The sequence below is a fragment of the Pseudoalteromonas sp. Ld20 genome (genome assembly GCF_045064175.1).
Classification (GTDB): Bacteria; Pseudomonadota; Gammaproteobacteria; order Enterobacterales; family Alteromonadaceae; genus Pseudoalteromonas; species Pseudoalteromonas neustonica.
Window position 1 is genome coordinate 67,715 of record NZ_JBISHB010000046.1, and the last position, 21,224, is coordinate 88,938.

Sequence of the window (21,224 nt, forward strand, 5' to 3'; positions counted from 1 at the left end):
TTGTTTATCTTGCTAGTCTGTCATCTAGCCGCACGTTTCAAAAATTACCAAGGGAATTACATGCTAAAACCTATTTTATTTGCTTGCTCTATGCTTATAACAGCATCGGTATCAGCTGCAACCGCAACGAATATTGCCTCAGCAGCTGAAAAAGTCAGCCCACTGATGCCTGGACTGACTATACCTGCAACAACATTAAAGAATAAAGATGGTCACAATGTTGATCTTACTGAGCGTTTTGCAGAAAAAACAACGGTGTTAATAGTGTATCGAGGTGGCTGGTGCCCGTATTGCTCAAAGCAACTTGCGAGTATACAAAAAATAGAAGCTGAACTAGCTGAATTAGGTGCACAAATTATTGCAATCTCACCAGACAGCCCTGAAAAGCTCGCTGAGAGTAAAATTGACACCCCTAATTATCAGTTACTTTCTGACGATAGCCTTACCTTAAGCCAAGCGCTTGGCCTTGCATTTTATTTAGATGATAAAACAGCGACTATTTACCGTAATAAACTAGGGGTGAATTTTGTGTCCCTCGATGGTAAAGCTAAAGTTGCACTGCCTGTGCCTGCGGTATTTGTGGTAGATAAAAAAGGGCTCGTGCATTTTCAATACGCTAACCCTAACTATAAAGTACGTCTGACCGAAAATTTATTACTTGCTGCTGTTAAATCAGTGTCTGAGCAGTAATATAGCCAAATAGCAGAGCCTATGCTCTGCTTACCTTCCTGTGGTAAATTCTTGCCATGAATTAATCAAATCAATAAAGTCTTCAAACCCACAACCACTGCTTAAACCATTTTCTTCAAGCATTAGCTCATCGTCTTGATATGCGATTAAATCTTCAGAATCTTGGTGTAATGCGTGCGCTTCAAAAATAGCTTCGTCTTTATTTAAGATCAAATCAATTTCTTGGCCTTGTAAAGTCAGCGGCTCAAAGCTACTTGCAACTGATGCTATTAATGCTTGTACCATGGCTATTTTTTCTTTACCAATTTCTTCGTTAAGCCAACGGCCTATTACTGCATGTTCGCTGCTAATTTTAATGCGCAGGCCACTGATTGGATCGCGTATAAATTGATATTCCATATATATCACTTATGAACCTATAATTATGCAATTATACCCAAATTGTAAAAGCACAACACCAAAAACAATAATAGCGCCAAAGGGCGCTATTATTAACTTCTAACGTCATGATCTATAGCGAGCGGCATCAATTATCGACCATAAGTAAATAATAGGTACTAGTACAAAACCGATTAATACATAAACAAGCGCATAACTTATAATAATGGCTAGTGCAAAAAAGATAGCCGACAAAATACGTCCTTGCACCAACTGCCCTAAACCTGGAAAAAAGATATTACAAATTGCCGCAATTACATTACCGCCAGAACCTTGATCTGCCATGTTAACCTCAATTATTAATTTAATTTCTTATTAGATACTTACACACATCATGCCAATTATTAAAACCGATTAAAATCAAAAACTTAAAATAATATAGCATCATTTCTTTTTACCAAAATCGTTATTTTCACTAAATATAAGTCAAATTTACTACGGTAACATTATCATGCGCATGATAGCTTAGCTAAAAAACTCACTAAATAGAATAAAGAACATTTTTTAAATTAACTGTTTATAAAAACAGTATTTTATTTAGCCTAACAAAAACACCTGTTATACTGCCTTCAATATTGATTGAAAAGGCGTGATGATGGACGTTTCAGAATTACTCGATGGCTTAAATGACAAACAACGGGATGCCGTAGCTGCTCCACTACAAAATATGTTGGTGCTCGCTGGTGCTGGCTCTGGTAAAACTCGAGTACTGGTTCATCGTATCGCGTGGTTAATGCAAGTTGAGCAAGCTTCGGCTTACAGTATTTTTGCGGTAACCTTTACTAATAAAGCAGCTAAAGAAATGCGCTCTCGCGTTGAAGAAGCCCTTCAAGCTCCTGTTGGTGGAATGTGGATTGGTACTTTCCATGGCTTATCACACCGTATTTTACGCGCCCATCATCGCGAAGCTAATTTGCCAGAGGCATTTCAGATTTTAGACTCTGACGACCAGCTGCGCATGATCAAGCGCTTATTAAAAGCCATGAATATTGATGATAAAAAATGGCCTGCTAAACAGTTTGGTTGGTATATCAGTGCCAAAAAAGACGAAGGCCTGCGCCCTAAAGATATTCAAGCTTATGACATCAACGAACAAATGATGTTAAAAGTGTATACCGCTTATCAGGAAGCATGTGACCGTGCCGGTTTAGTCGATTTTGCAGAAATTTTACTACGCAGTTTTGAAGTTATAAAAAATAACCCCACCTTGCTTCGTCATTACCAGCAACGCTTTGCCCACATGTTAGTTGACGAGTTTCAAGATACCAATACTATTCAATATGCATGGCTTAAATTGCTGGCAGGCGACACTAATAGTATTATGATTGTTGGCGATGATGACCAAAGTATTTACGGCTGGCGTGGTGCTAAAATTGAAAACATTAAACGTTTTTTAACCGACTTTAAGGCCGAAACTATTCGCCTAGAACAAAATTATCGTTCTACTGCTACCATTCTAAAAGCGTCTAATGCACTCATTCAAAATAACTCAGATCGTATGGGCAAAAGCCTCTGGACTGATGGTAATGATGGTGAGCCAATCTCAGTTTATGCTGCCTTTAACGAATTAGATGAAGCACGCTTTGTTAGTAGTAAATTACGCAGCTGGTTGAACGCGGGGAACGCCCTGCAAGATGCCGCTATTTTGTACCGTAGTAATGCACAATCACGCGTTCTCGAAGAAGCTATGCTCCAAGAAGGTTTAAAATACCGCATTTATGGCGGTATGCGCTTCTTTGAACGTCAAGAAATTAAAGATGCGCTCGCATATTTACGCTTAGTAGGTAATCGCCAAGACGATGCCGCTTTTGAGCGAGTAATTAACACCCCAGCCCGTGGTATAGGTGATAAAACCCTGAGCCATATACGCGACTGTGCCCGTAGCGAATCATTACCATTGTGGTACGCCGCTAAAGCGATTGTTGAGCAACAACATTTATCAGGCCGCGCAGCAACCGTTGTTACTAAGTTTGTTGAACTAGTAGAGCATATTGAAGATAAAATTAGCGATCTCACGTTAGAAGAGCAAGCCAAATACGCGATTCAAACATCAGGTTTGATGGCGATGTATCAGGCTGAAAAAGGTGAAAAAGGCCGCGCTCGCGTAGAAAATTTAGAGGAGCTGATCAGTGCCTGTGGCCAATATGAGCTGCCAGAAGATGAAGAGTATAGCTCTCCTTTACAAGGTTTTTTAGCGCACACCTCACTCGAGTCTGGCGATGGTCAAGCACAAGAGCACGAAGATGCGGTGCAAATGATGACCTTACACTCAGCGAAAGGTCTAGAGTTTCCACTGGTATTTATGGTAGGTGTTGAAGAAGGTATGTTCCCTTCACAACAAAGTAATGAAGAGTCAGGTCGCTTAGAAGAAGAACGTCGCCTTTGTTATGTAGGCATGACTCGTGCGATGGAAAAACTGTATATCAGTCACGCCGAGACTCGCCGCCTTTACGGGCAAGAAAAATATCACAGCCCGTCACGTTTTTTACGCGAAATGCCTGAGGATTGCATTGAAGAAATTCGCATTAAAACACAAGTATCACGCCCACCTGCATCAGGACGTTTTAGCTCATCAGTAAGTCATGCCACATTTGAAGAAAGTGGTTTTAACTTAGGCCAACATGTATTACATGCAAAGTTTGGTATGGGAACAGTTATTAACTATGAAGGTAGTGGTGCACAATCTCGCGTACAAGTGAATTTTGATGATTTTGGTAGTAAGTGGTTAGTAACTGTTTATGCACGACTACAAGCTATTTAACTCGCTACTACAAAATACTCTAACGCAACTTGCCTATGCTAAGCATAGGCAGTTGCTCTTAATTACTGGCGAACAAAATTGGTGTTATCAGCAAGCTAATGAATTACTCAACCAACTTAACAACCCGCATGTAAAAGTATTATCAAACAGTCCAGATCTCACAAACAGTGTTTGGCCCGAACATACTCACCAGATTCTCGGCCAAGAATTTCAACATGTTATTTATGATGGGTTTAGTGGATTAGTACCTGATAAGTTTGCAGCCCTCAGTGGCACTGTCCAGGCTGGCGGGTTGTTTATTCTACTGTTACCTGAGCTTAATGAGTTACACCATTGGTGCGACCCTGCACTTACTGCGTTTCAATCATTTGAAACACAGCAACAATACAGTTATTTTAACCAACGCTTCGCACGTTTACTCTGTAACGATCTATTACTGCATTTGAGCCAACAGACAGGCTGGCAGCAATCACCTAACACGAGTCAGCTAGCTGGTAAAATAGACTTAACTGAACAACAATATTGTATCGATCAAATAGTTAAAACAGCGACAGGAAGGGCCAATAGACCATTATTAATCAGTGCAGATCGCGGCCGTGGAAAATCCGCCTCTTTGGGCCTTGCAGCCGCAAAATTAATAGGCAAAAAAATACTCATTTGCTCACAACAATTTAATGCCTTGCACAGCTGCTTTAAACACTTTGCAATAGAGCGAGAGCTCACCTATCAAGCACAAAATAAACAACTCGCCAACCTACATTATGTTGCACCCGATCAGTTACTTAATGAGCTACCAGAATGTGATGTGTTGCTGGTTGATGAAGCCGCTGCGATCCCAGTACCACTACTAATTAAAATGCTCGCACATTATCCTCGTATTGTATTTGCCAGCACAATAATAGGTTATGAAGGAAACGGTCGCGGGTATACATTAAAGTTCAAACACTATTTGGAGCATCATTATAAAAATATGCGCAGTGTTACTTTAGAACAGCCAATCCGCTTTGCAGCGAATGATCCCCTCGAGCAGCATATTTGTAATTTGTTAGCACTTGATGCGGATCATCAAAGTATTGTTCTGAATACTAACCCCCTTCACTTTTCTGAATTAAATGCTCAGAACCTTGCCAAAAATGAGGTTTTACTACGCCAAGTGATAGGACTGTTGGCATTAGCACATTACCAAACCAGCGTGAATGACTTACGCCATTTACTCGATGCAACTAGGCAGCGTATATTTGTGTGTCAGCAACAAAATTGCATTATTGCCGTATGTTTAATTGCGATTGAAGGTGGTTTACCCGTTGATATAAGCGCACAAATAGTCAGTGGTAAGCGTCGTCCCCAAGGCCATTTAATGGCGCAAACATTAGCCCAGCTAAGTATTGATGCTGACGTACTTACAAAGTTATCTGCTCGTGTTGTTCGTATTGCCGTTGCACCATCAGAACACAGCAAAGGTATTGGCTCGCAACTTATTAGCCATTGTGAACAGCAACTAGCCTCAACTTGCCATTGGTTTGGGGCAAGTTTTGGTGCTAATGCAACACTACTCAAGTTTTGGCAAAATGCTGGATTTGACTTACTTAAACTAGGCTTCGCACAAGATAAAGCCACTGCTGAACATGCGGCTCTAATGGTTAAGCCCCTAACTGACGATGATCTATTAATTAATGATCTTGCAGCTCATTTTCAATCAGACTTTGCATTACAGCTCCTTGATCATTTCAGTCAATTGGATCAGCAATTAGTCGAACAAATACTAAACGGCTGTGCACAGGAAAGTGTTGATAACAAGTTAGATCAACGTCTTACAGCCTTATTAGCAACAGATTATCAGCTATTTGCTATAAAGCCTTTACTATGGCGCGCACTCTGGCGTACACCAAACAGTTTTTTCAATTGTGATGAAAATACCAAACACCTTATTATTAGGCTAATATTACAAAACTGGTCACCAAAAAAAGTACAAATAGTTTTCCAGATCAGTGGTAAAAAATCACTCGATAAACTATTTAAGCAGGCTGTTAATAACTGGTATGAGCAATATTTACTTAAAAAGTTACCTTAGTACTCTTTTACTCCTTTTTCTTTTCATGAGTAATTTTATCTATGCCGAGGAAAAGCAGGTTATAAAATTAGGCATGTCTACAGCATTGAGTGGCCCAGCTAAACAAATTGGCGAGCAACTTTACCAAGGTAGTAATGCTTATTTTGATAAAATAAATAACAATGGCGGTATTAATGGAGCTCGAGTAGAGCTACTCGTGGCTGATGATGGCTATGAACCAAAAAGGGCGGTCAGCAATACTCGTCACTTTATTTACCAAGATAAAGTCGATGCTCTGTTTGGTGCAATGGGAACTCCTACAAGCCATGCAATTACTCCTATTCTTGAACGGGTAAAAACCCCTTATTTAATGCCCTATAGCGGTGCTGATTTTTTACACCACCAACCAACGATAAATGTATTTAACATCCGCGCTAGTTACTATGATGAAGTTCGAGAGCAAATTAAATACCTCGTAGAAGAGTTGAAGCACTCTAAAATTGGTTTTTTAATTCAAGCCGATGAATTTGGCCATGTTGTCGAAAGTGCTCTAATTAAATCGCTTGCTTCTTATAACCTTAAACCAATTCAAGTTGCTCGTTACCGACGTAATAGCAATGATATAGATAGCGCACTTAAACTATTAAAATCCAGTAATGTAACAGCCATTGCACTTGTCGGTACATACAAACCATTAGCTGAATTTATAAATAAAGCTTATCAACTCAATTTTTCACCTGACTATACAAGCGTATCCTTTGTATCAAGTCAGGACTTATTTGATCGCATTAAACAGCCGAGTAAACTTATGGTTACTGAGGTTGTCCCTAATCCAAAAGAGTGTGATGCATACTGGTGCCGTGAATTTATTAAAGACATGCTCCTAGCAAAAATTGATGAGCCTAATCGGCTTCATTTTGAAGGCTATCTTAATGCAATGGTGTTTAGTTCTGCTGTAAAGCGCTGTTCATTACCACTACAGCGCCGCTGTTTGATTCTACAATTAAATAGAGTATTCCGTGAGGATAAAAAGATAAACTCATTGTTCGTAAATAAAACAGACCAGAATAAACGTATAATCTATCGTTCTGTTTTCTAAAAAATCAGCGAAATCACTGTCTTTTCTAAATTATGTTCTATCCTTAAATTACTAATTTGGGACGTGAGGAACGTATGGATTTAATTAATTTTAGAGTAGGTCAGAAAACTATTTCATTAAAGATTCTCGATATACTTTTAACAGAGCGCTTTGAAGATAATTTAACCTCATTACCAAACGATAATAAAAGTTTCATTGGCGTTAAAGATTATATGGAAACGCCTACTCCAATCTTTGATCTAGGGCTCATTCTCAATAAACAATCTACCCAAGCAAGTAATCAACTACTAAGTAACTTATTTAACGAATGGGAAGAAAAGCAATATCAATGGTTTAATGCACTGGAAAACAGTATAAATCAAAACCAAATATTTAATCAAAGTGATGATATCCAACAATCAAACTTCACTAAATGGTACAGCAACTTTAAAACCGAGAATGAAGATCTTCAAGCTATTATTGAGCGCTTTAAAACTCCTTATGAGCGGCTTTATGAACGCTCAAATATGATTATTCAATTAGTTAAACAAGGAGCGATTAAACAGGCTTTACAGGAACTAAGCCACGAGCGAAGCAATAGCTTTATGCAGCTAATTCGATTATTTGAATCCGCTAAAGAGCAAATAATTTTGGACTATAAACCTATCATTATTTTCACCACTAAAGATGGCCGAACCCCTCATATAGGCCTTTTAGTCGATAAAGTTGAAGATAATATCAGTTATCAAAAAGAGAACATTAAACCTCTTGATAAGCTAACCGATATTGGTTTTGATATAGACCCTCAGACTAAAAGTATGATGTGCGGCTTAATAAAGCTTGAAGGTAAGCACAGCGTACTCATAGATCCTAGTGCTATATTTCGCCCCGCTCACTTAGCCCAACAGCATGCTGAAGAAACAGAAGGCTATGGTTTATTCTAGGGGCTCATATTTTTAATATGAGCTTTTTGTTATTATACCAATCGTGTTAAGTTACTGACCACTTATAGCGACAGGTAAATACAGTGATAACAAGGCATAAATTTTGACATGCAGTTGTTCTACATGAAAAATTTATAACACAGTTAGCGCTTTATTTAGCCCGCTAGAGTGGTTAAATATTTAAGTCGATTGATATTATTACCTAAAGCGATACTAAACCTATTGCATTAAACTAGTGAGCTACATAGCGTTAGTAAAGTAGTTCATAAACAAAGTAAAGTTATGAGCTATCGCTATACTAATCTGAATAAATATTTGAAAAATTTAACGAATTAAATCACGCTATAACGTCGTTAAAAACTTTTGCCTCGTTATAGCGCAATTTTCTTGAAATTAAATAACCCCCGTTTCTAAGTAGATTGGTATTACTCTTATTTAAATTTATTCTGAACACGCTGTAAACCACTGATTAACAATAAGAATGCGTTGAGAAAAGAGTATATGGGGCTCTGGGGAATACTGTATATGCCTTCAGGCTAAAGCCTGACCTACAATAAAATACCCGCACACTGATTGCAAAACAGTAGGTCGTGATTTATCGCGACAACCGATATATGAGGGTGTTTCGCTTTCAGATGAACGCCTGAGCGACACTGGCGTAAGCGTATAGCTAACGACACCTAGCCTTGCTTAATATTCCAAGGTAATAGCGGTTCAAGGTCACCGGGCTGCTCAGCAAGGTGCTGTAAGCACGTTGATATGTAGTCATGCACTACAAGATCATTTGCCTTTGCGGTTTCAACAAGGCTATAGAGTATGGCGCTGGCATGCGCGCCATTGCAGGTATTTGAGAACAACCAGTTTTTACGCCCTATTACGAACGGTTTTATGGCTCGCTCTGCTCGGTTATTATCAATACTGAGCCTGCCAACGTCATTACTGGATGCATAGTCATATTTAAAGTGAGTTTAAAAAGTAACAACACTTGGTTTTTTGAATAAAGAGATCAAGAAAACACAGCTGCCTGCTTGACCGGAACTCTCTAATGGGTGACCCTATTCACTTTTCTTCACCTCATTTTAATTCTATCAGTAGCAATTATCGCTTGAGGTCAAAAGCCTGTTGGACCTAAAGACTTTAAAGTCGAGCGGATAACTATTTATATAAGCAGAAAATGTTAGGTATAACACGTATTCGTCGCCTGATTTTAATTCAAATTCTTTATCATAAAAAATATCAAACTCTCGCTTTGAATATGGAGCAAGGACTAAACTCGATATAGGGTCATTATCTTCATAACTAGAAAACTTGTTCTTTCTAGCATATTCCCAACGTGTGTAATGCTCTGAATATGATTTCTTTTGAACAACTTTAATGGCATCCGACTCCCAAATACCGAACTTGTCATTTGCACCTTCTATATTTACATAGGTGCCAGTCATATTGTGAAACTTTAAAGTAGCAATGCCTTTAACCACTGAACAAGTCACATCAATATAGACCTTATTATACAAATCAACACTATGTTCAGCAGCCATGCTGGACATAGTGTGAGATGATAAAATAGCCCCCCCCAACAGTATTAATTTATCAATCACTTATAACCTCTTATTTTGAAGCACAAAATCAAGTGTATAAACATTTTTATATAGAGCAGCTCTATCTAACCTTTGACTGTCTAACGCCTGAGTGTCTGTATAAAAAGGGCGATACCGAGCATTATTAGCACGAATACTAATATCCTTTTTATTAAAATGGTAACCTCCATTCGGATGCTCCCCGCCAAATGAATGTGAAATCTCGTGTATAAGACCACTCACTGAACTACCATTTAAATAAGTTGTAGTCATTGATATCTCACCAGTAATTGTATTATAAGTACCTTCAAATCCTACATCATTTGTATCAATTACTTTAATAGATGATGGGTTTTTGATAATTTCACTAAGTTTTGCATCTATTTTCCCAGCATCTTTTATTAAGAGATCAGCGGTAGTTCTAAATTCGCTGTTATTAATTTAAGTTGACACCCATCTTAATTATTCACCGAAAGCAAACTTTAGGATGGGTGTCATCTTTGTTTCCTCCGTTCGCAACAGCACGTATATGGTCAATCTGCGCCTCATTTGAAGGAGGTGTGTTGTGGTCAACTAATTCCGGACAGTGAATTAAGTTTTTCTTCGGCTACACCAGGGGCAACCATTTGGTTGTGGCTATGCGGCCTGCGCCAGTTATAGTAATTCATCAAATAATAGCTAATATCTTTTTCAGCTTCTTGATAATTACGATAACCCAATGAGGGAACCCATTCTGTTTTTAAACTTCTAAATAGGCGCTCCATCGGGGCATTATCCCAGCAATTCCCTCGGCGACTCATACTTTGTTTTATACGGTAACGCCACAGCCTTTGTTGAAACCTTTTTGCGCTGTATTGACTCCCTTGGTCTGAATGAAACATCAGCCCAGATGGTTTGCCTCGTTGTTCGTATGCTCTATCTAATGCTTTAATAACTAAGTCAGTATCAGGCTTATCAGACATTGCCCAGCCAACCACACGACGAGAAAACAAGTCAATAATAACAGCCAAATACGACCATTTCTTACCCGTCCATATATACGTAATATCCCCACACCAAACTTGGTTTGGGCTATTTACTTCAAATTCACGGTTAAGTCTGTTTGGAATGTCTGGCCGCTCCCCCTTCGCTAATTTATATGAATGAGGCCCAGGTTGTTTACAGACCAATCCCATGTCACGCATGATACGGCGTACCTTAAAGACGCCAACAGGTAAGTCAGCGTCTTTTAGCATCGCCACCAACATGCGGCTACCAGCAGCTCCACGACTGAGTGAAAATAACTCATTAATCGTTGACCTAAGTTGCACCTCTTCAAGTTTAATTGATGTCACACGCTGCTTAAAATCATAATAACTTGAACGCGGAACATTAAATACGCTACAGACCATTTCCACAGACTCATACTCACTTAATTGGTCTATCAACGAATATTGTTCATCTCGTCTGACATTAAGAGAGCGGTAGCCTTTTTTAAAATTGTTTTTTCTCTTTCAAGGCGATTAACTTTAGCTTCAAGCTCCTGAATTCTCAGCTGTTCAGGAGTAAGAATTTAAGTTGACACCCATCTTAATTATTCACCGAAAGCAAACTTTAGGATGGGTGTCATCTTTGTTTCTCTATTCACCTCATTTCTGTTTTCACCGTTCTCCTAGCTCGGCGAAAACATCCTTATTCAGATAGTTAATTTGACTATCTTTCATCCGGAAAAGGTGCTCTTCCTGATTAAAGACGCTCTCTCTTTTACTAAAGATTTCATTAATTATCTTTACTGAGACAGGATGTGATTCATTTGTATATTTCAATACCTTAGAGTTTTCATCTCTATACTCAGTTACAGCACAAGAGCTATGAAATAATTTAGACTCACTAGCTGGTTCAGTAGATAGAGCTCTTAACTTATCAAAAATCAATCGACCTTCTCCAACCTCTAAATTTTGAGACTTCCACCCTCCAAACTGAAAGAACTCATGCAACTCAAAGCGATTTTTCTTTTCAACAAGTAAATAATACATTAATGAATTTCCACCTGCTGTCTTAAATACAAAGTAAGAACCATCACTTATAATATTTGCACCTTTTTTTACTGGAGAGTTACTAAGCTCAAAAAATGAGTTTAAATTAGCCAACGTTAACCTGCACTTTTCTTTTTCTTTATAAGATTCAATAAAGAAAAAAGCTAAAAAAATAGCAATTAATATTGGTATAAATAAAATTTTAGTCAATTCTTGATTTCGCATCTTTATAACTATCCACAAAGCTATTTGAATTTTTACCTAGACCCGAATTTAAGTTGACACCCATCTTAATTATTCACCGAAAGCAAACTTTAGAATGGGTGTCATCTTTGTTTTTTCAATAGTAGATAGCTTTTCGTTCGAAACTGTTAAGATGTTCGTAAGACATTCTGAATTCCCTCGATAATGAGTTTGGTCGCACTTACTACATTAGCAAATATTTCAGAATGTCATATTTATTGGTGGGTTATGGTCAGTGGTGCACTTGCATAATGAATTCGGGCCTTAATTCTTTAGAATGAGGCAGGTCTGCAAAATGCAAGGCCCGTCCCTATAAATAGCACTTAGTTTAATCATCAGGCAAGGTAAGTAAATCATCAACTATTCCAAACTTACTATGTAATGACCTTATTGTTGATTGGTTTCCATTAATGATGTAGCGAGTATACATATCAGCAGCATAAACAACATATTCAGTACCTTTTTCAAAATTCAATCTATCTCTTTTTATTAGCGTAGTGTAAATTTTGACTTCTAAAGGTTTAAATATTGCGTCTTCTTTGAGTTTTGTAAACTCCACATTTTGAAACAGTAATGGATTGTCAAACGGATTATTCGTTGCATATACATCTTTCGCCTTATAAAAATTAAAAGCATGCTCAGTAAAATGAGTTTCGTCAAAGTAATTTGAAATTACCTTAATTTCAAATGCGGTATTATTTTTTAAAACAACACCCGTATTACAATATGCTGAATCACAAATTGTATATATTTCAGCTGAAATGGGTCTAGCTGGCTTTTCAATCGAACTTGAAAAGCACACCTGTGAATTAACTATTAAACATAATAGAGCTAACATTTTATTTTTTGACATTCTATTTCCTTGAAGCACTAGAAACTGACCATTCAAACCTATACGCAGAATGTTTTAGCCAATTGCGGTTATAACTAGTAATTTCAGCTGGTGTTCTTAGTAAACGTGCTTGAGAAGATATCACACGTAAGCTATCTCTTGCAGTACGAGAAGAACTTATTGTATGCCTTGATATGGGTGCATTATTTCCAGTTCCATCCACACCATCGGCATTAGCAAAAACTTTATGCGCACCTTGAAAACTTAAGTTAACACCCATCGCAATCATTCATTGGAAGCAAAACAACAAACACATCGCTTGAAGTCATCAGTAAGTGAACATTTTCGACATAATCACGATCTAAACACGGTTTCACTGAATTTGGCTAAATTCAAAAATGCAGGAGTCTACATTGCGGGCACATACGCTTTTCCCTTGAAGAGCAATTTTAGTTTTAAATGAGTGTTAACACTACGCCAGTAGTTTTTCGCAGTTGCTGAGGTTGCTGCGTCGTTTTCTGTTTAAATTTTCGCAGTAACCTGCGTGTGATGACGGTCTACCCACTGCGCCATGAAATACGCGGGTAAAGTGTGTGGTGAGTTTTAACCAGTTTTCAGGGGAGATATTGATGCGCGCTAAAAGTGGTAAGTTCGCCTCTTCAATGTGGCCGCGTTTGTCTTCACGCAAGCATCGCCCTGTGAGCTCTACTAATTCTAAGTAAGACTTTAGCTCAAACGGTAATCCTTTGGGCATGTGCTGCCTGGGCATCCCTGCAAAGCGCAGGAGTTGTTTGGGTTGTTTGCCGTCCTTTGCACTTTCAATGCGTTTTTGTACACTGGTGTGGGCTGACTCTTCTGGGGTATTCGCCATTTTGGCTCTAATTGGGTTTAAATCGACATAGGCCATGCATGCAGCTATGGCGGCTTCATCTAATAATGCGTGTGATTTGAATCTTCCCTCCCAGAATCGGCCTGTACACCCGTCTTCTTTATTGGCTTTGCGGGCGATATCTTCGTTTAACTGTCGCATAAACCAACTAATACTGGTTAAGCGCTCGCGGTATTCGGTAATGGTTTTATCTAAAAAGAACCGCTCGGCGTCGCTAATTTTTTCACCCTGAATGTATTTATTGGTGAGCACGGTGCCCTTACAGAGTTTATGCCAACGGATAATAATGGCTTTATCATTAAGGCGCTCTGCTTTTTTATCATCAACATACAGCACTAAATGCGTGTGGTTACTCATTACCGCATAAGCGCAAACGTCAATACAAAATACCTTGGCTAGACTGAGCAGTTTGTCTTCAACCCACCCTCTGCGATGCTCAAATGACTTCCCTGTAAAACGGTCTTCACCGCACAAGAAAGCACGACGAACGCAACGTGAAATACAGTGATAATACTTTGTATCAACCAAACTTACTTGACGCTTTCTTGCAATTGCCATGTGACACCCTGATTATATTTTACACTAATTAAAAGTTAGTGAAAAATATAAAAAATACAAACTTTAGAATGGGTGTCACCTTTTCACCTTACCTTTTCACCTTTGTTTTTTAATCTGTTGATTTAGGTGGTGGTACTTGCCTGCACTTCCCACTACTGTCGCAGTCTATAATTGTTACTGCGCCAACTCTAATACTTGTAGAAAACCCAAATCTTGAAAATGCACCAGATGCAGCCCCAATATTACTATGGTTGTTAAATTTGTATGTTCCAATATCACTTACTTTAAATGGTACGGTATTATTGTCACTATCTCTTGCTTCCAGAAGTTCTATAATAATTATTCCCCCATCTATCTTCATAGAAAAAAGTACCTTTCCTCCATTAGCAGTAGGTAACCAATATTTGTTTAACTCACCAGATAGAAAACCTAATTTTCTAGCTTTATCTTTTACTGCTTCGATTGTTATTGAACTAACCCAAAGTTGATCTTTAATATAGTCTGTTAAATTATTTTTATTTCTAGAATAATTTGGCAAATCCCAGACGTTATTAATGACATCTGGGGGGGCTATGCTTGAAGATGTATTATTTCCTAATTCATTAAGGGCATCACTAACTTCTTGAAATATTTTTTTATCCGTTTCCGAGGTTTTAACTCTAATAATTTCACGATGACTCACATACCCGTGCTCTTGATCCCATTCTGTGTAGTTTTCATAAGTTTCAATTTTTGATTGTGTAAAATCTAATACATTTATTGTTTGTCCGTGCTCACCCCAGCCTACATTTCCAGCTCGTATCTTCATATCATTGGAATTACAACCATGACAAGTCGTTGCTATTTTATCTCCAGCAAACACTGATTGAGAAAAGAAAAGCAAGATCATGAATATTTTTTTTAACATATTTAATTTCCTTATTTGCCCATTTATTAAAAACACTTCCCTAAGAAGATAGGCATAAATCAAAAAAAAGCGTATTGAACAGCACCTTTTTTTTTGGGGGGGGGGGGGTTATAACCCCCCCCAAAACGGCGTATATTATACAGCTCAAATATTACACTAAACAACCATACTGTAACCATATTGTAACCATACTGCAATGTTAAATTCACAAGAAAAAGCCAACTATTTTTATTCGTTTAAACAGCTTAGCGATAGATTACTTTTCAATAAAACGTGCACGAAGGTCTTCGCCAGTAAACTATAAACTAGACAGCCACTTTAATAGCACCAACACAGCTGCTCCTTTAAATTTACTTTTTAGGTTATGAGTTTATCTTTTACTGCTGCGTTACTTTCATTTCACCCATTAAATGAGTTACTTGTCCTCTTAAGCTTAAATTGCACGCATGAAAATGACTGCATAGTTGCAGTTTTAACTTTTTACTGGGGACTTTTAACTTTATGCCAGCAACTTTTCGCAGTTACCTATATTTGCTCGCCGTTTTCTGTGTAGATTTTCACAGTAACTTTCTTATGAAGATGCCCTGCCTACTACGCCATGAAATACGCGCGTAAATTGCGTGGTCAATTTTAACCAGTTTTCTGGGGAAATATTGACTCTTTCTAGTAAAGGTAAATGTGTGCTTTCAATATACCCACGTTTACCTTCTCGTATACAACGTCCAGCAAGCAAAGCGCCAGAGATTAACCTAAGCCGCTTTGCCACATCACTAACCCATTTTATAGCAACGTTCAGGCCGACCAATACTGCCATAGCTTTGGTCGGCGCTGACTTGTTCAGCCTCTAGTAAATATTCAAGATAACGCCTTGCTGTAGAGCGACTCACTCCCACTAAATCGCCCATTTGCTGGGCAGTAAATGGTGTTTTTTGATTATTTTTAAATGCATCCATAATCTTTTTCAGCGTAAGCTGATCAACCCCTTTAGGGAGCCTTACCACCGCTTTACTTTGCTCATTTGAGCCAAATAACGTATCCACCATAGATTGCGTGACTTCGTCTGCGTCTGATAGGCAACGTTGACGCGCTTCAAAACGCGCCAATGCTTGATCAAGGCGATTGAGCATCAGCGGCTTAACTAAAAAGTCACAGGCACCAAGCTGCATGGCCTTTTCAAGAGTTTCGACTTCTTTGGCTGCAGTAAGCAACATAACATCACTTTTTATTGCACGTCGGCGTAAGTCACTTAATAACTCAAGGCCATTGCCATCTGGTAAATGAATATCGAGTAGAATAAGGTCTGGCTCTATCGCATGCAACAAGGCCGTTGCCGTGCTTAGGTTTGCAGCAATACCCACAACCTGATACTGGCCTTGACGCTGGCTTTGCCTTGCAGCTTGATTACCCGCCACACCATTTGGTAGCAATAAATATTGCGCCAAAAGTTGTGCGACTTCTATTTCATCTTCGATGATAACTACTGAATATGTCATTGTTTATTACTCATTTTTAGCATTGCTAATGTGCCGCATTTAGTTTTATTATTATTTGCTTTACCACGGCTTGTTACCCTAAATTACGTTATTTAGGAATATAAACGCTTAGTCGTGCGCCTTTTAAATCTGATTCACCAATTTCTAAACTCCCTCCACAGGAGTCCAAATTGGTCTTTACTAAATATAAACCAATACCGTGTTCTGCCCCGGCTTTAGAGCTGTATTGTGGCGTAAATATCACTTCGTGATCATCGCCAACACCAAAACCACTGTCTTCGACATCGAATAACAGCGTTTTACTGGTTTCATCAACGGTAACTCTTACATACGGTGTGCGTTCGTTACTTGCTCTAATTGCCGCATCAATGGCGTTATCGATCAAATTACCCAGTATTGATACCACTCGTTCGAGCATCTCGGTACGGGCTATTGCACCGAGTAGACTATCTGGGTTTAATTCCAACGTAACATTGAGTTCGCGCGCTTTGTGGTATTTACCCACCAACAAACCTGCGAGCACGGGGTCTTGAATATGCTCTAACAAATGGTGTATTTGTGCTTGCGAGCCTTGACTTTCTTGGCCGATCAGCTCAATTGCCTCATCGCTCTTTCCCATTTGGATCAGTGCGCCAATTAAATTTAATTTGTTTGAATAGTCGTGTGTTTGTACACGTAAAAGCTCTGCAAACGCTTGTACCTTAGTCAATTGCTGACTTAAATACTCCTGCTCATCGGCAGGACGCAATGTTAATAATATGCCATCTGCCTGACCTTGTACTTGCAATGAAAACCGCGACAATACTAAGCGTTTATCCGCTGCAAACAGTTCAAAACCAACCATTTTACGACGTTGATTACGCAGCAAGAACTCAGCATGCTCAGGGAGTAAGTCACTTAGCATTAAATCTTGATTTATACAGGCGGTAGGTTTGTCTAAAATCTCGCAAGCTCTTTGGGTTAATTTGCGCACTCGACCATCGGGGTCTAGAGCTATGACACCGCTGCGCATGGTGTTTAAAATGGCATCTTGCTCTGAGAATAACCGCGCAATTTCGTCAGGTTGTAAACCAAATATGGCATTTCTAACGCGCCGCCCAATAAGCACCGCCGCTATAATGCTCAAAATAACCAGTAAAACTCCCCAAATCATCACCTCTACAATGCGTTCTTGAATCAAAGGTTCAATCGATTGCACCAAGAAACCAACCGACACCAACCCGATAATATCCCCCTGCGCATCATACACAGGCACCTTGCCACGAATTGACTCTCCCAAACTGCCTTTGGCAATAGAGATATAACGCTCTCCCTGCAAGGCCGCTTGGCTATCACCACCAACCATGCGCTTACCGAGTTTATTGCTATCTGGGTGAACAACTCGATGGGCATTTTTATCGCCTATAACAATAAAATCTGCGCCAGTGAGCTGGCGCAGATTTTCGATCTCTTGATTGATAGCGGTTAATTTTTGCGGATTATTTAATGCTTGAACAACATTGTTGCTCGCAGCAATACTGGTCGCCACCGCAAGGGCTTTATCACCTATGTGGTCGTTTAAGCTTTGCGCGGTAATCTGATACACCAATCCACCAAACATCAATGCTTGAAGTACGCATAACCCGGTTACCCAAATAATTAATCGCGTTTCTAAGCGCTTGGGCTTTTTAACCATGCTTTGCAATGGATTTAGTTTTTTGGTGTATTTCATCATTACCTCAGCCTACCTCACGATGCATGCTCTGATTTCACTTTAAGCGCGGCTTTATCTGCACGACGCTGGGTTATAAAGTCTTTTAATGGGAATAACAACACTAATATTGAAATAACAAAAATACTCAATGTCAGCGGGCGCTCCCACAAAAAGCTTAACGAGCCGTCAGAAATCATCATAGAGCGGCGGAAATTACGCTCAATCATGTCACCTAAAATAAAGCCTAGTAGTAATGGTGCCATTGGGAAAGCCAGTAACCGCAAGACTAAAGCGACAATAGCAAAGCCCACCATCATAAATAAATCAAAAGTATTAAAGGAGACGAGATACACGCCAATTAAGCTAAAGAACAAAATCATCACAGTCAAAACAGACTTTGGCATTGCCAGTACTTTTGCAAAATACGGGATTAACGGCAAGTTCAAAATAAGTAGCACAATATTGCCAAAGTACATGCTTACAATCACCGCCCAAAACACGCTAGGGTTTTCTTGCATTAACATAGGACCCGGTTGAATACCGTAGGCAATTAATGCACCGAGCATAATCGCAGTTGTACCTGAACCTGGGATGCCTAATGTCAGTAATGGTACAAATGATCCCGTACATGCTGCATTATTGGCAGACTCTGGCGCTGCTAAACCGCGCAATGACCCTTTACCAAATTTCTCTTTTAGGCCTTTAGGCGCTAAGTTTCGCTCAGTTGCATAAGCCATAAAGCTGGCAATCGTTGCTCCTGCGCCCGGTAATACACCTACAATAAAACCAAGAATAGACGAGCGACCAATAACAGGGGCTATATCTTTAATTTCTTCTTTAGTTAATTTGGTTGAGCCTATTTGTGGTGTGTCTGAATCATTAATGCCCTTAACGTCTTTTTTCTCCGGACGTGTAACATTAATAAGTGCTTCAGCCAGAGCAAAAGTTGCCATAGCCACCAATAAAAAACTAATACCATCAAGTAAATCAGCTTGGCCTAAAGTAAAGCGCTCAGTACCTGAGGACGGATCAATACCGACTGTTGCCAACATAAGACCAAATACGGTCATCATCATGGCTTTTAAAAATTGCCCTTTATTTGAAAATGCTGCGATTGCTGTTAAACCTAAAAACATCAGCACGACATAATCGGGAGATTGAAAGCTCAGCGACACTTTTGCCAACAGCGGCGCGGCCACCATTAATAATATTGCGCCAATTGTGCCACCAATAAAGGAGGAATAGGCAGCAATTGCCAATGCTTTACCAGCGTGACCTTGCTTTGCAAGTGGGTAGCCATCAAAGGAAGACGCTACGGTCCCAGCAACCCCTGGTGCATTTATTAAAATAGACGAGGTTGAACCGCCAAATATTGCGCCGTAATACACACCAGCCATTAAAATCATACCCGAATCAGCACCAATGCTGTAAGTAATGGGGATCATCAATGCAATAGCGGTAATAGGGCCCAAGCCCGGCAACATGCCGATAAAAGTACCAACAAAACACCCTATGATCACATAAAGTAAGTTGTTCCAGTCGAGTACGGTCGACAAGCCCAGCATAATTCCATCAAACATAACTTAACTCCACAGGTTGCCAGGAACCAAATAAATGCCCAGCACTTGGGTCATTAAAAACCAAAACACCACAGCAACAGGAATTGAGGCCAGTAATAAAACTGCTTTACGGCGCTCGCCCATCACAAAAAAGCCTATTAACAAAAACGCACTGGTTGAGAGTAAAAAACCAATTGGCTCTAGCATAGCGCTGTATAACACCATTAAAATTAGCAATGCCACTGTGCGCAGTACATTCGATTTTTCAAGTGTTTGCTGCTCATCACTTGGTTGCTCTTTTGGCTTTAGCAAGGTTGCTGCTATCGACAGTAAACACACAATAATACCAAATGCCGCATACACCTTAGGTAAGGTGGCTGAGGTCACTGTTTCATACTCTTCAAATGGGAGTAACGGAATTTGCCATGCAATAATGGCGTATAGGGTAAATAGCGCCAAGAATAAACTTGGCCCTAGTAATTCGCGGTTCAACATTGGCGCCTCGATTAACGTAATGTGCGAATAAAACCAAGCTCTTCCATCACGACTTTGAGCTGTGCTTCTTGTGCTTCGAGTGACTTAATGAATTGATCTTTTTCTTGAAACAGGTTTAACCAACCATTACGCGCACGGACCACTTCCCACTCAGGTGTTGTTTGTAGCTTACGTAATTTTTCAGTGTATTCTGCCAGTTTGTCGGCTGGTAAATCGGGAGCTGCAAAAAAGCCACGCCAATTCACAAATTCCATGTCATAACCTAGTGATTTAAGTGTTGGGATTTCAGGGTAATCAGGTAGTGCATCCCCTGAGGTCACAGCTAAAATACGTGCTTGACCGCCATTAGCCACTTCTAACGCTTCGCTTAGACCCGTTGAAAGCAAGTTAACTTCGCCAGATAGTAAACCAGCTTTTGCTTTACCGCCTGCATCATAAGGAATATAACGTAACCTGCGCCCATCAAGGCCTGCGGCTTTAACCGCTTGCGCTGCAACTAAGTGATCCATGCTGCCACGCGCCGAGCCACCGGCTACTTTTACCGAGCTTGGGTCTTTTTTCATTGAGGCGATCACATCTTGCCACGTTTTAAATGGCGAATCATTACGTACAACAAATGCACCATAATCGGCGATCATGCTGGCAACAGGCGTTAGATCGCGATAGCTATACGGAATTTTACCCGTTAATGCACGCAACACGATAGGTGTTGAGTTAACCATTAAAATATCGCCTTTTTTAGTCCCTGACTCAATCAAATATGCGATTGCACGGCCACCACCGCCACCCGACATATTTTGAAAAGAGGCATTATCTTCAATACCTGCTTTTACTAAGCCTTCGCCTACACCACGTGCTGTTGTATCCCAACCGCCGCCAGGACCACCGGGTACTAAAAAGTGAATATCGGCCAGTGCAAATGGACTGCTTAATATGAGCGATGCTGCAAGCACCGTCGTTTTAACTGATTTAAATGATTTGAATAAATTCATGTTCCGCTAC

Annotated in this window: 18 protein-coding genes and 3 pseudogenes; 5 read left to right on the forward strand and 16 right to left on the reverse strand. The window is 39.6% G+C overall.

Features of this window, described 5'->3' with window-relative positions; genetic code table 11:
• Positions 1 to 60: 60 nt before the first annotated feature.
• Positions 61 to 690 carry a peroxiredoxin-like family protein gene (locus ACJJVX_RS20540; protein ID WP_405633290.1) on the forward strand — a complete coding sequence of 210 codons (630 nt, stop codon included), beginning with the start codon at positions 61 to 63 and terminating at the stop codon, positions 688 to 690.
• Between the two features lie 30 nt (positions 691 to 720).
• On the opposite strand, the gene ACJJVX_RS20545 is transcribed toward ACJJVX_RS20540, so the two are convergent.
• Both ACJJVX_RS20545 and ACJJVX_RS20550 read right to left on the reverse strand, forming a co-directional pair.
• Positions 721 to 1,089 carry a YacL family protein gene (locus tag ACJJVX_RS20545; protein WP_054455565.1) on the reverse strand — a complete coding sequence of 123 codons (369 nt, stop codon included), beginning with the start codon at positions 1,087 to 1,089 and terminating at the stop codon, positions 721 to 723.
• Between the two features lie 105 nt (positions 1,090 to 1,194).
• Positions 1,195 to 1,413, reverse strand: coding sequence for a hypothetical protein (locus tag ACJJVX_RS20550; protein ID WP_054455563.1), 219 nt, complete (start codon positions 1,411 to 1,413; stop codon positions 1,195 to 1,197).
• 310 nt (positions 1,414 to 1,723) lie between these two features.
• On the opposite strand from ACJJVX_RS20550, the gene uvrD reads away from it, so the two are divergent.
• From uvrD to ACJJVX_RS20570, 4 genes are all read left to right on the forward strand, one after another.
• Positions 1,724 to 3,889, forward strand: a complete 2,166-nt coding sequence (uvrD, locus tag ACJJVX_RS20555) for a DNA helicase II (RefSeq protein ID WP_054206360.1) — start codon at positions 1,724 to 1,726, stop codon at positions 3,887 to 3,889.
• Complete coding sequence (locus tag ACJJVX_RS20560) at positions 3,867 to 5,960, forward strand: GNAT family N-acetyltransferase (RefSeq protein WP_405633294.1); 2,094 nt, start codon at positions 3,867 to 3,869, stop codon at positions 5,958 to 5,960. Before uvrD ends, ACJJVX_RS20560 begins: the two co-directional genes overlap by 23 nt.
• Before the next feature lie 73 nt (positions 5,961 to 6,033).
• On the forward strand, positions 6,034 to 7,038 hold the full coding sequence (locus ACJJVX_RS20565; protein ID WP_405633297.1) for an ABC transporter substrate-binding protein: 1,005 nt from the start codon (positions 6,034 to 6,036) through the stop codon (positions 7,036 to 7,038).
• A 74-nt stretch (positions 7,039 to 7,112) separates the two neighbouring features.
• The gene (locus ACJJVX_RS20570; RefSeq protein WP_405633299.1) at positions 7,113 to 7,961 is read left to right on the forward strand and encodes a chemotaxis protein; all 849 of its coding nucleotides are present in this window, start codon (positions 7,113 to 7,115) and stop codon (positions 7,959 to 7,961) included.
• Positions 7,962 to 8,641: 680 nt separating this feature from the next.
• Here the strand turns inward: ACJJVX_RS20570 and ACJJVX_RS20575 are convergent.
• The 14 genes and pseudogenes from ACJJVX_RS20575 to ACJJVX_RS20640 all read right to left on the reverse strand — a co-directional run.
• A pseudogene (locus ACJJVX_RS20575) lies at positions 8,642 to 8,896 on the reverse strand (transposase); the annotation flags it as partial.
• Between the two features lie 153 nt (positions 8,897 to 9,049).
• Complete coding sequence (locus ACJJVX_RS20580; RefSeq protein WP_054205891.1) at positions 9,050 to 9,559, reverse strand: hypothetical protein; 510 nt, start codon at positions 9,557 to 9,559, stop codon at positions 9,050 to 9,052.
• Positions 9,560 to 9,811 (reverse strand): hypothetical protein, encoded by a 252-nt coding sequence (locus ACJJVX_RS20585; RefSeq protein ID WP_405633302.1) that lies wholly within the window; start codon positions 9,809 to 9,811, stop codon positions 9,560 to 9,562.
• Between the two features lie 296 nt (positions 9,812 to 10,107).
• Positions 10,108 to 11,087 (reverse strand): annotated as a pseudogene (locus ACJJVX_RS20590) (IS3 family transposase); the annotation flags it as partial.
• Between the two features lie 91 nt (positions 11,088 to 11,178).
• On the reverse strand, positions 11,179 to 11,778 hold the full coding sequence (locus tag ACJJVX_RS20595; protein WP_054205889.1) for a hypothetical protein: 600 nt from the start codon (positions 11,776 to 11,778) through the stop codon (positions 11,179 to 11,181).
• Between the two features lie 346 nt (positions 11,779 to 12,124).
• On the reverse strand, positions 12,125 to 12,649 hold the full coding sequence (locus ACJJVX_RS20600) for a hypothetical protein (protein ID WP_405633305.1): 525 nt from the start codon (positions 12,647 to 12,649) through the stop codon (positions 12,125 to 12,127).
• 451 nt (positions 12,650 to 13,100) lie between these two features.
• Positions 13,101 to 14,075 carry a transposase gene (locus ACJJVX_RS20605; RefSeq protein WP_054205886.1) on the reverse strand — a complete coding sequence of 325 codons (975 nt, stop codon included), beginning with the start codon at positions 14,073 to 14,075 and terminating at the stop codon, positions 13,101 to 13,103.
• Positions 14,076 to 14,184: 109 nt separating this feature from the next.
• Positions 14,185 to 14,982 carry a hypothetical protein gene (locus tag ACJJVX_RS20610; protein ID WP_054205885.1) on the reverse strand — a complete coding sequence of 266 codons (798 nt, stop codon included), beginning with the start codon at positions 14,980 to 14,982 and terminating at the stop codon, positions 14,185 to 14,187.
• A 499-nt stretch (positions 14,983 to 15,481) separates the two neighbouring features.
• Positions 15,482 to 15,712, reverse strand: a pseudogene (locus tag ACJJVX_RS20615) (hypothetical protein); the annotation flags it as partial.
• Between the two features lie 40 nt (positions 15,713 to 15,752).
• Positions 15,753 to 16,475 (reverse strand): response regulator, encoded by a 723-nt coding sequence (locus ACJJVX_RS20620; RefSeq protein WP_054205883.1) that lies wholly within the window; start codon positions 16,473 to 16,475, stop codon positions 15,753 to 15,755.
• 88 nt (positions 16,476 to 16,563) lie between these two features.
• Positions 16,564 to 18,186 carry an ATP-binding protein gene (locus ACJJVX_RS20625; RefSeq protein WP_405633420.1) on the reverse strand — a complete coding sequence of 541 codons (1,623 nt, stop codon included), beginning with the start codon at positions 18,184 to 18,186 and terminating at the stop codon, positions 16,564 to 16,566.
• Positions 18,187 to 18,203: 17 nt separating this feature from the next.
• Positions 18,204 to 19,748 (reverse strand): tripartite tricarboxylate transporter permease, encoded by a 1,545-nt coding sequence (locus tag ACJJVX_RS20630; protein WP_054205882.1) that lies wholly within the window; start codon positions 19,746 to 19,748, stop codon positions 18,204 to 18,206.
• Between the two features lie 3 nt (positions 19,749 to 19,751).
• Positions 19,752 to 20,222, reverse strand: a complete 471-nt coding sequence (locus ACJJVX_RS20635; RefSeq protein WP_054205881.1) for a tripartite tricarboxylate transporter TctB family protein — start codon at positions 20,220 to 20,222, stop codon at positions 19,752 to 19,754.
• Positions 20,223 to 20,233: 11 nt separating this feature from the next.
• Positions 20,234 to 21,214, reverse strand: a complete 981-nt coding sequence (locus ACJJVX_RS20640; RefSeq protein ID WP_054205880.1) for a tripartite tricarboxylate transporter substrate binding protein — start codon at positions 21,212 to 21,214, stop codon at positions 20,234 to 20,236.
• Between the last annotated feature and the right edge of the window lie 10 nt (positions 21,215 to 21,224).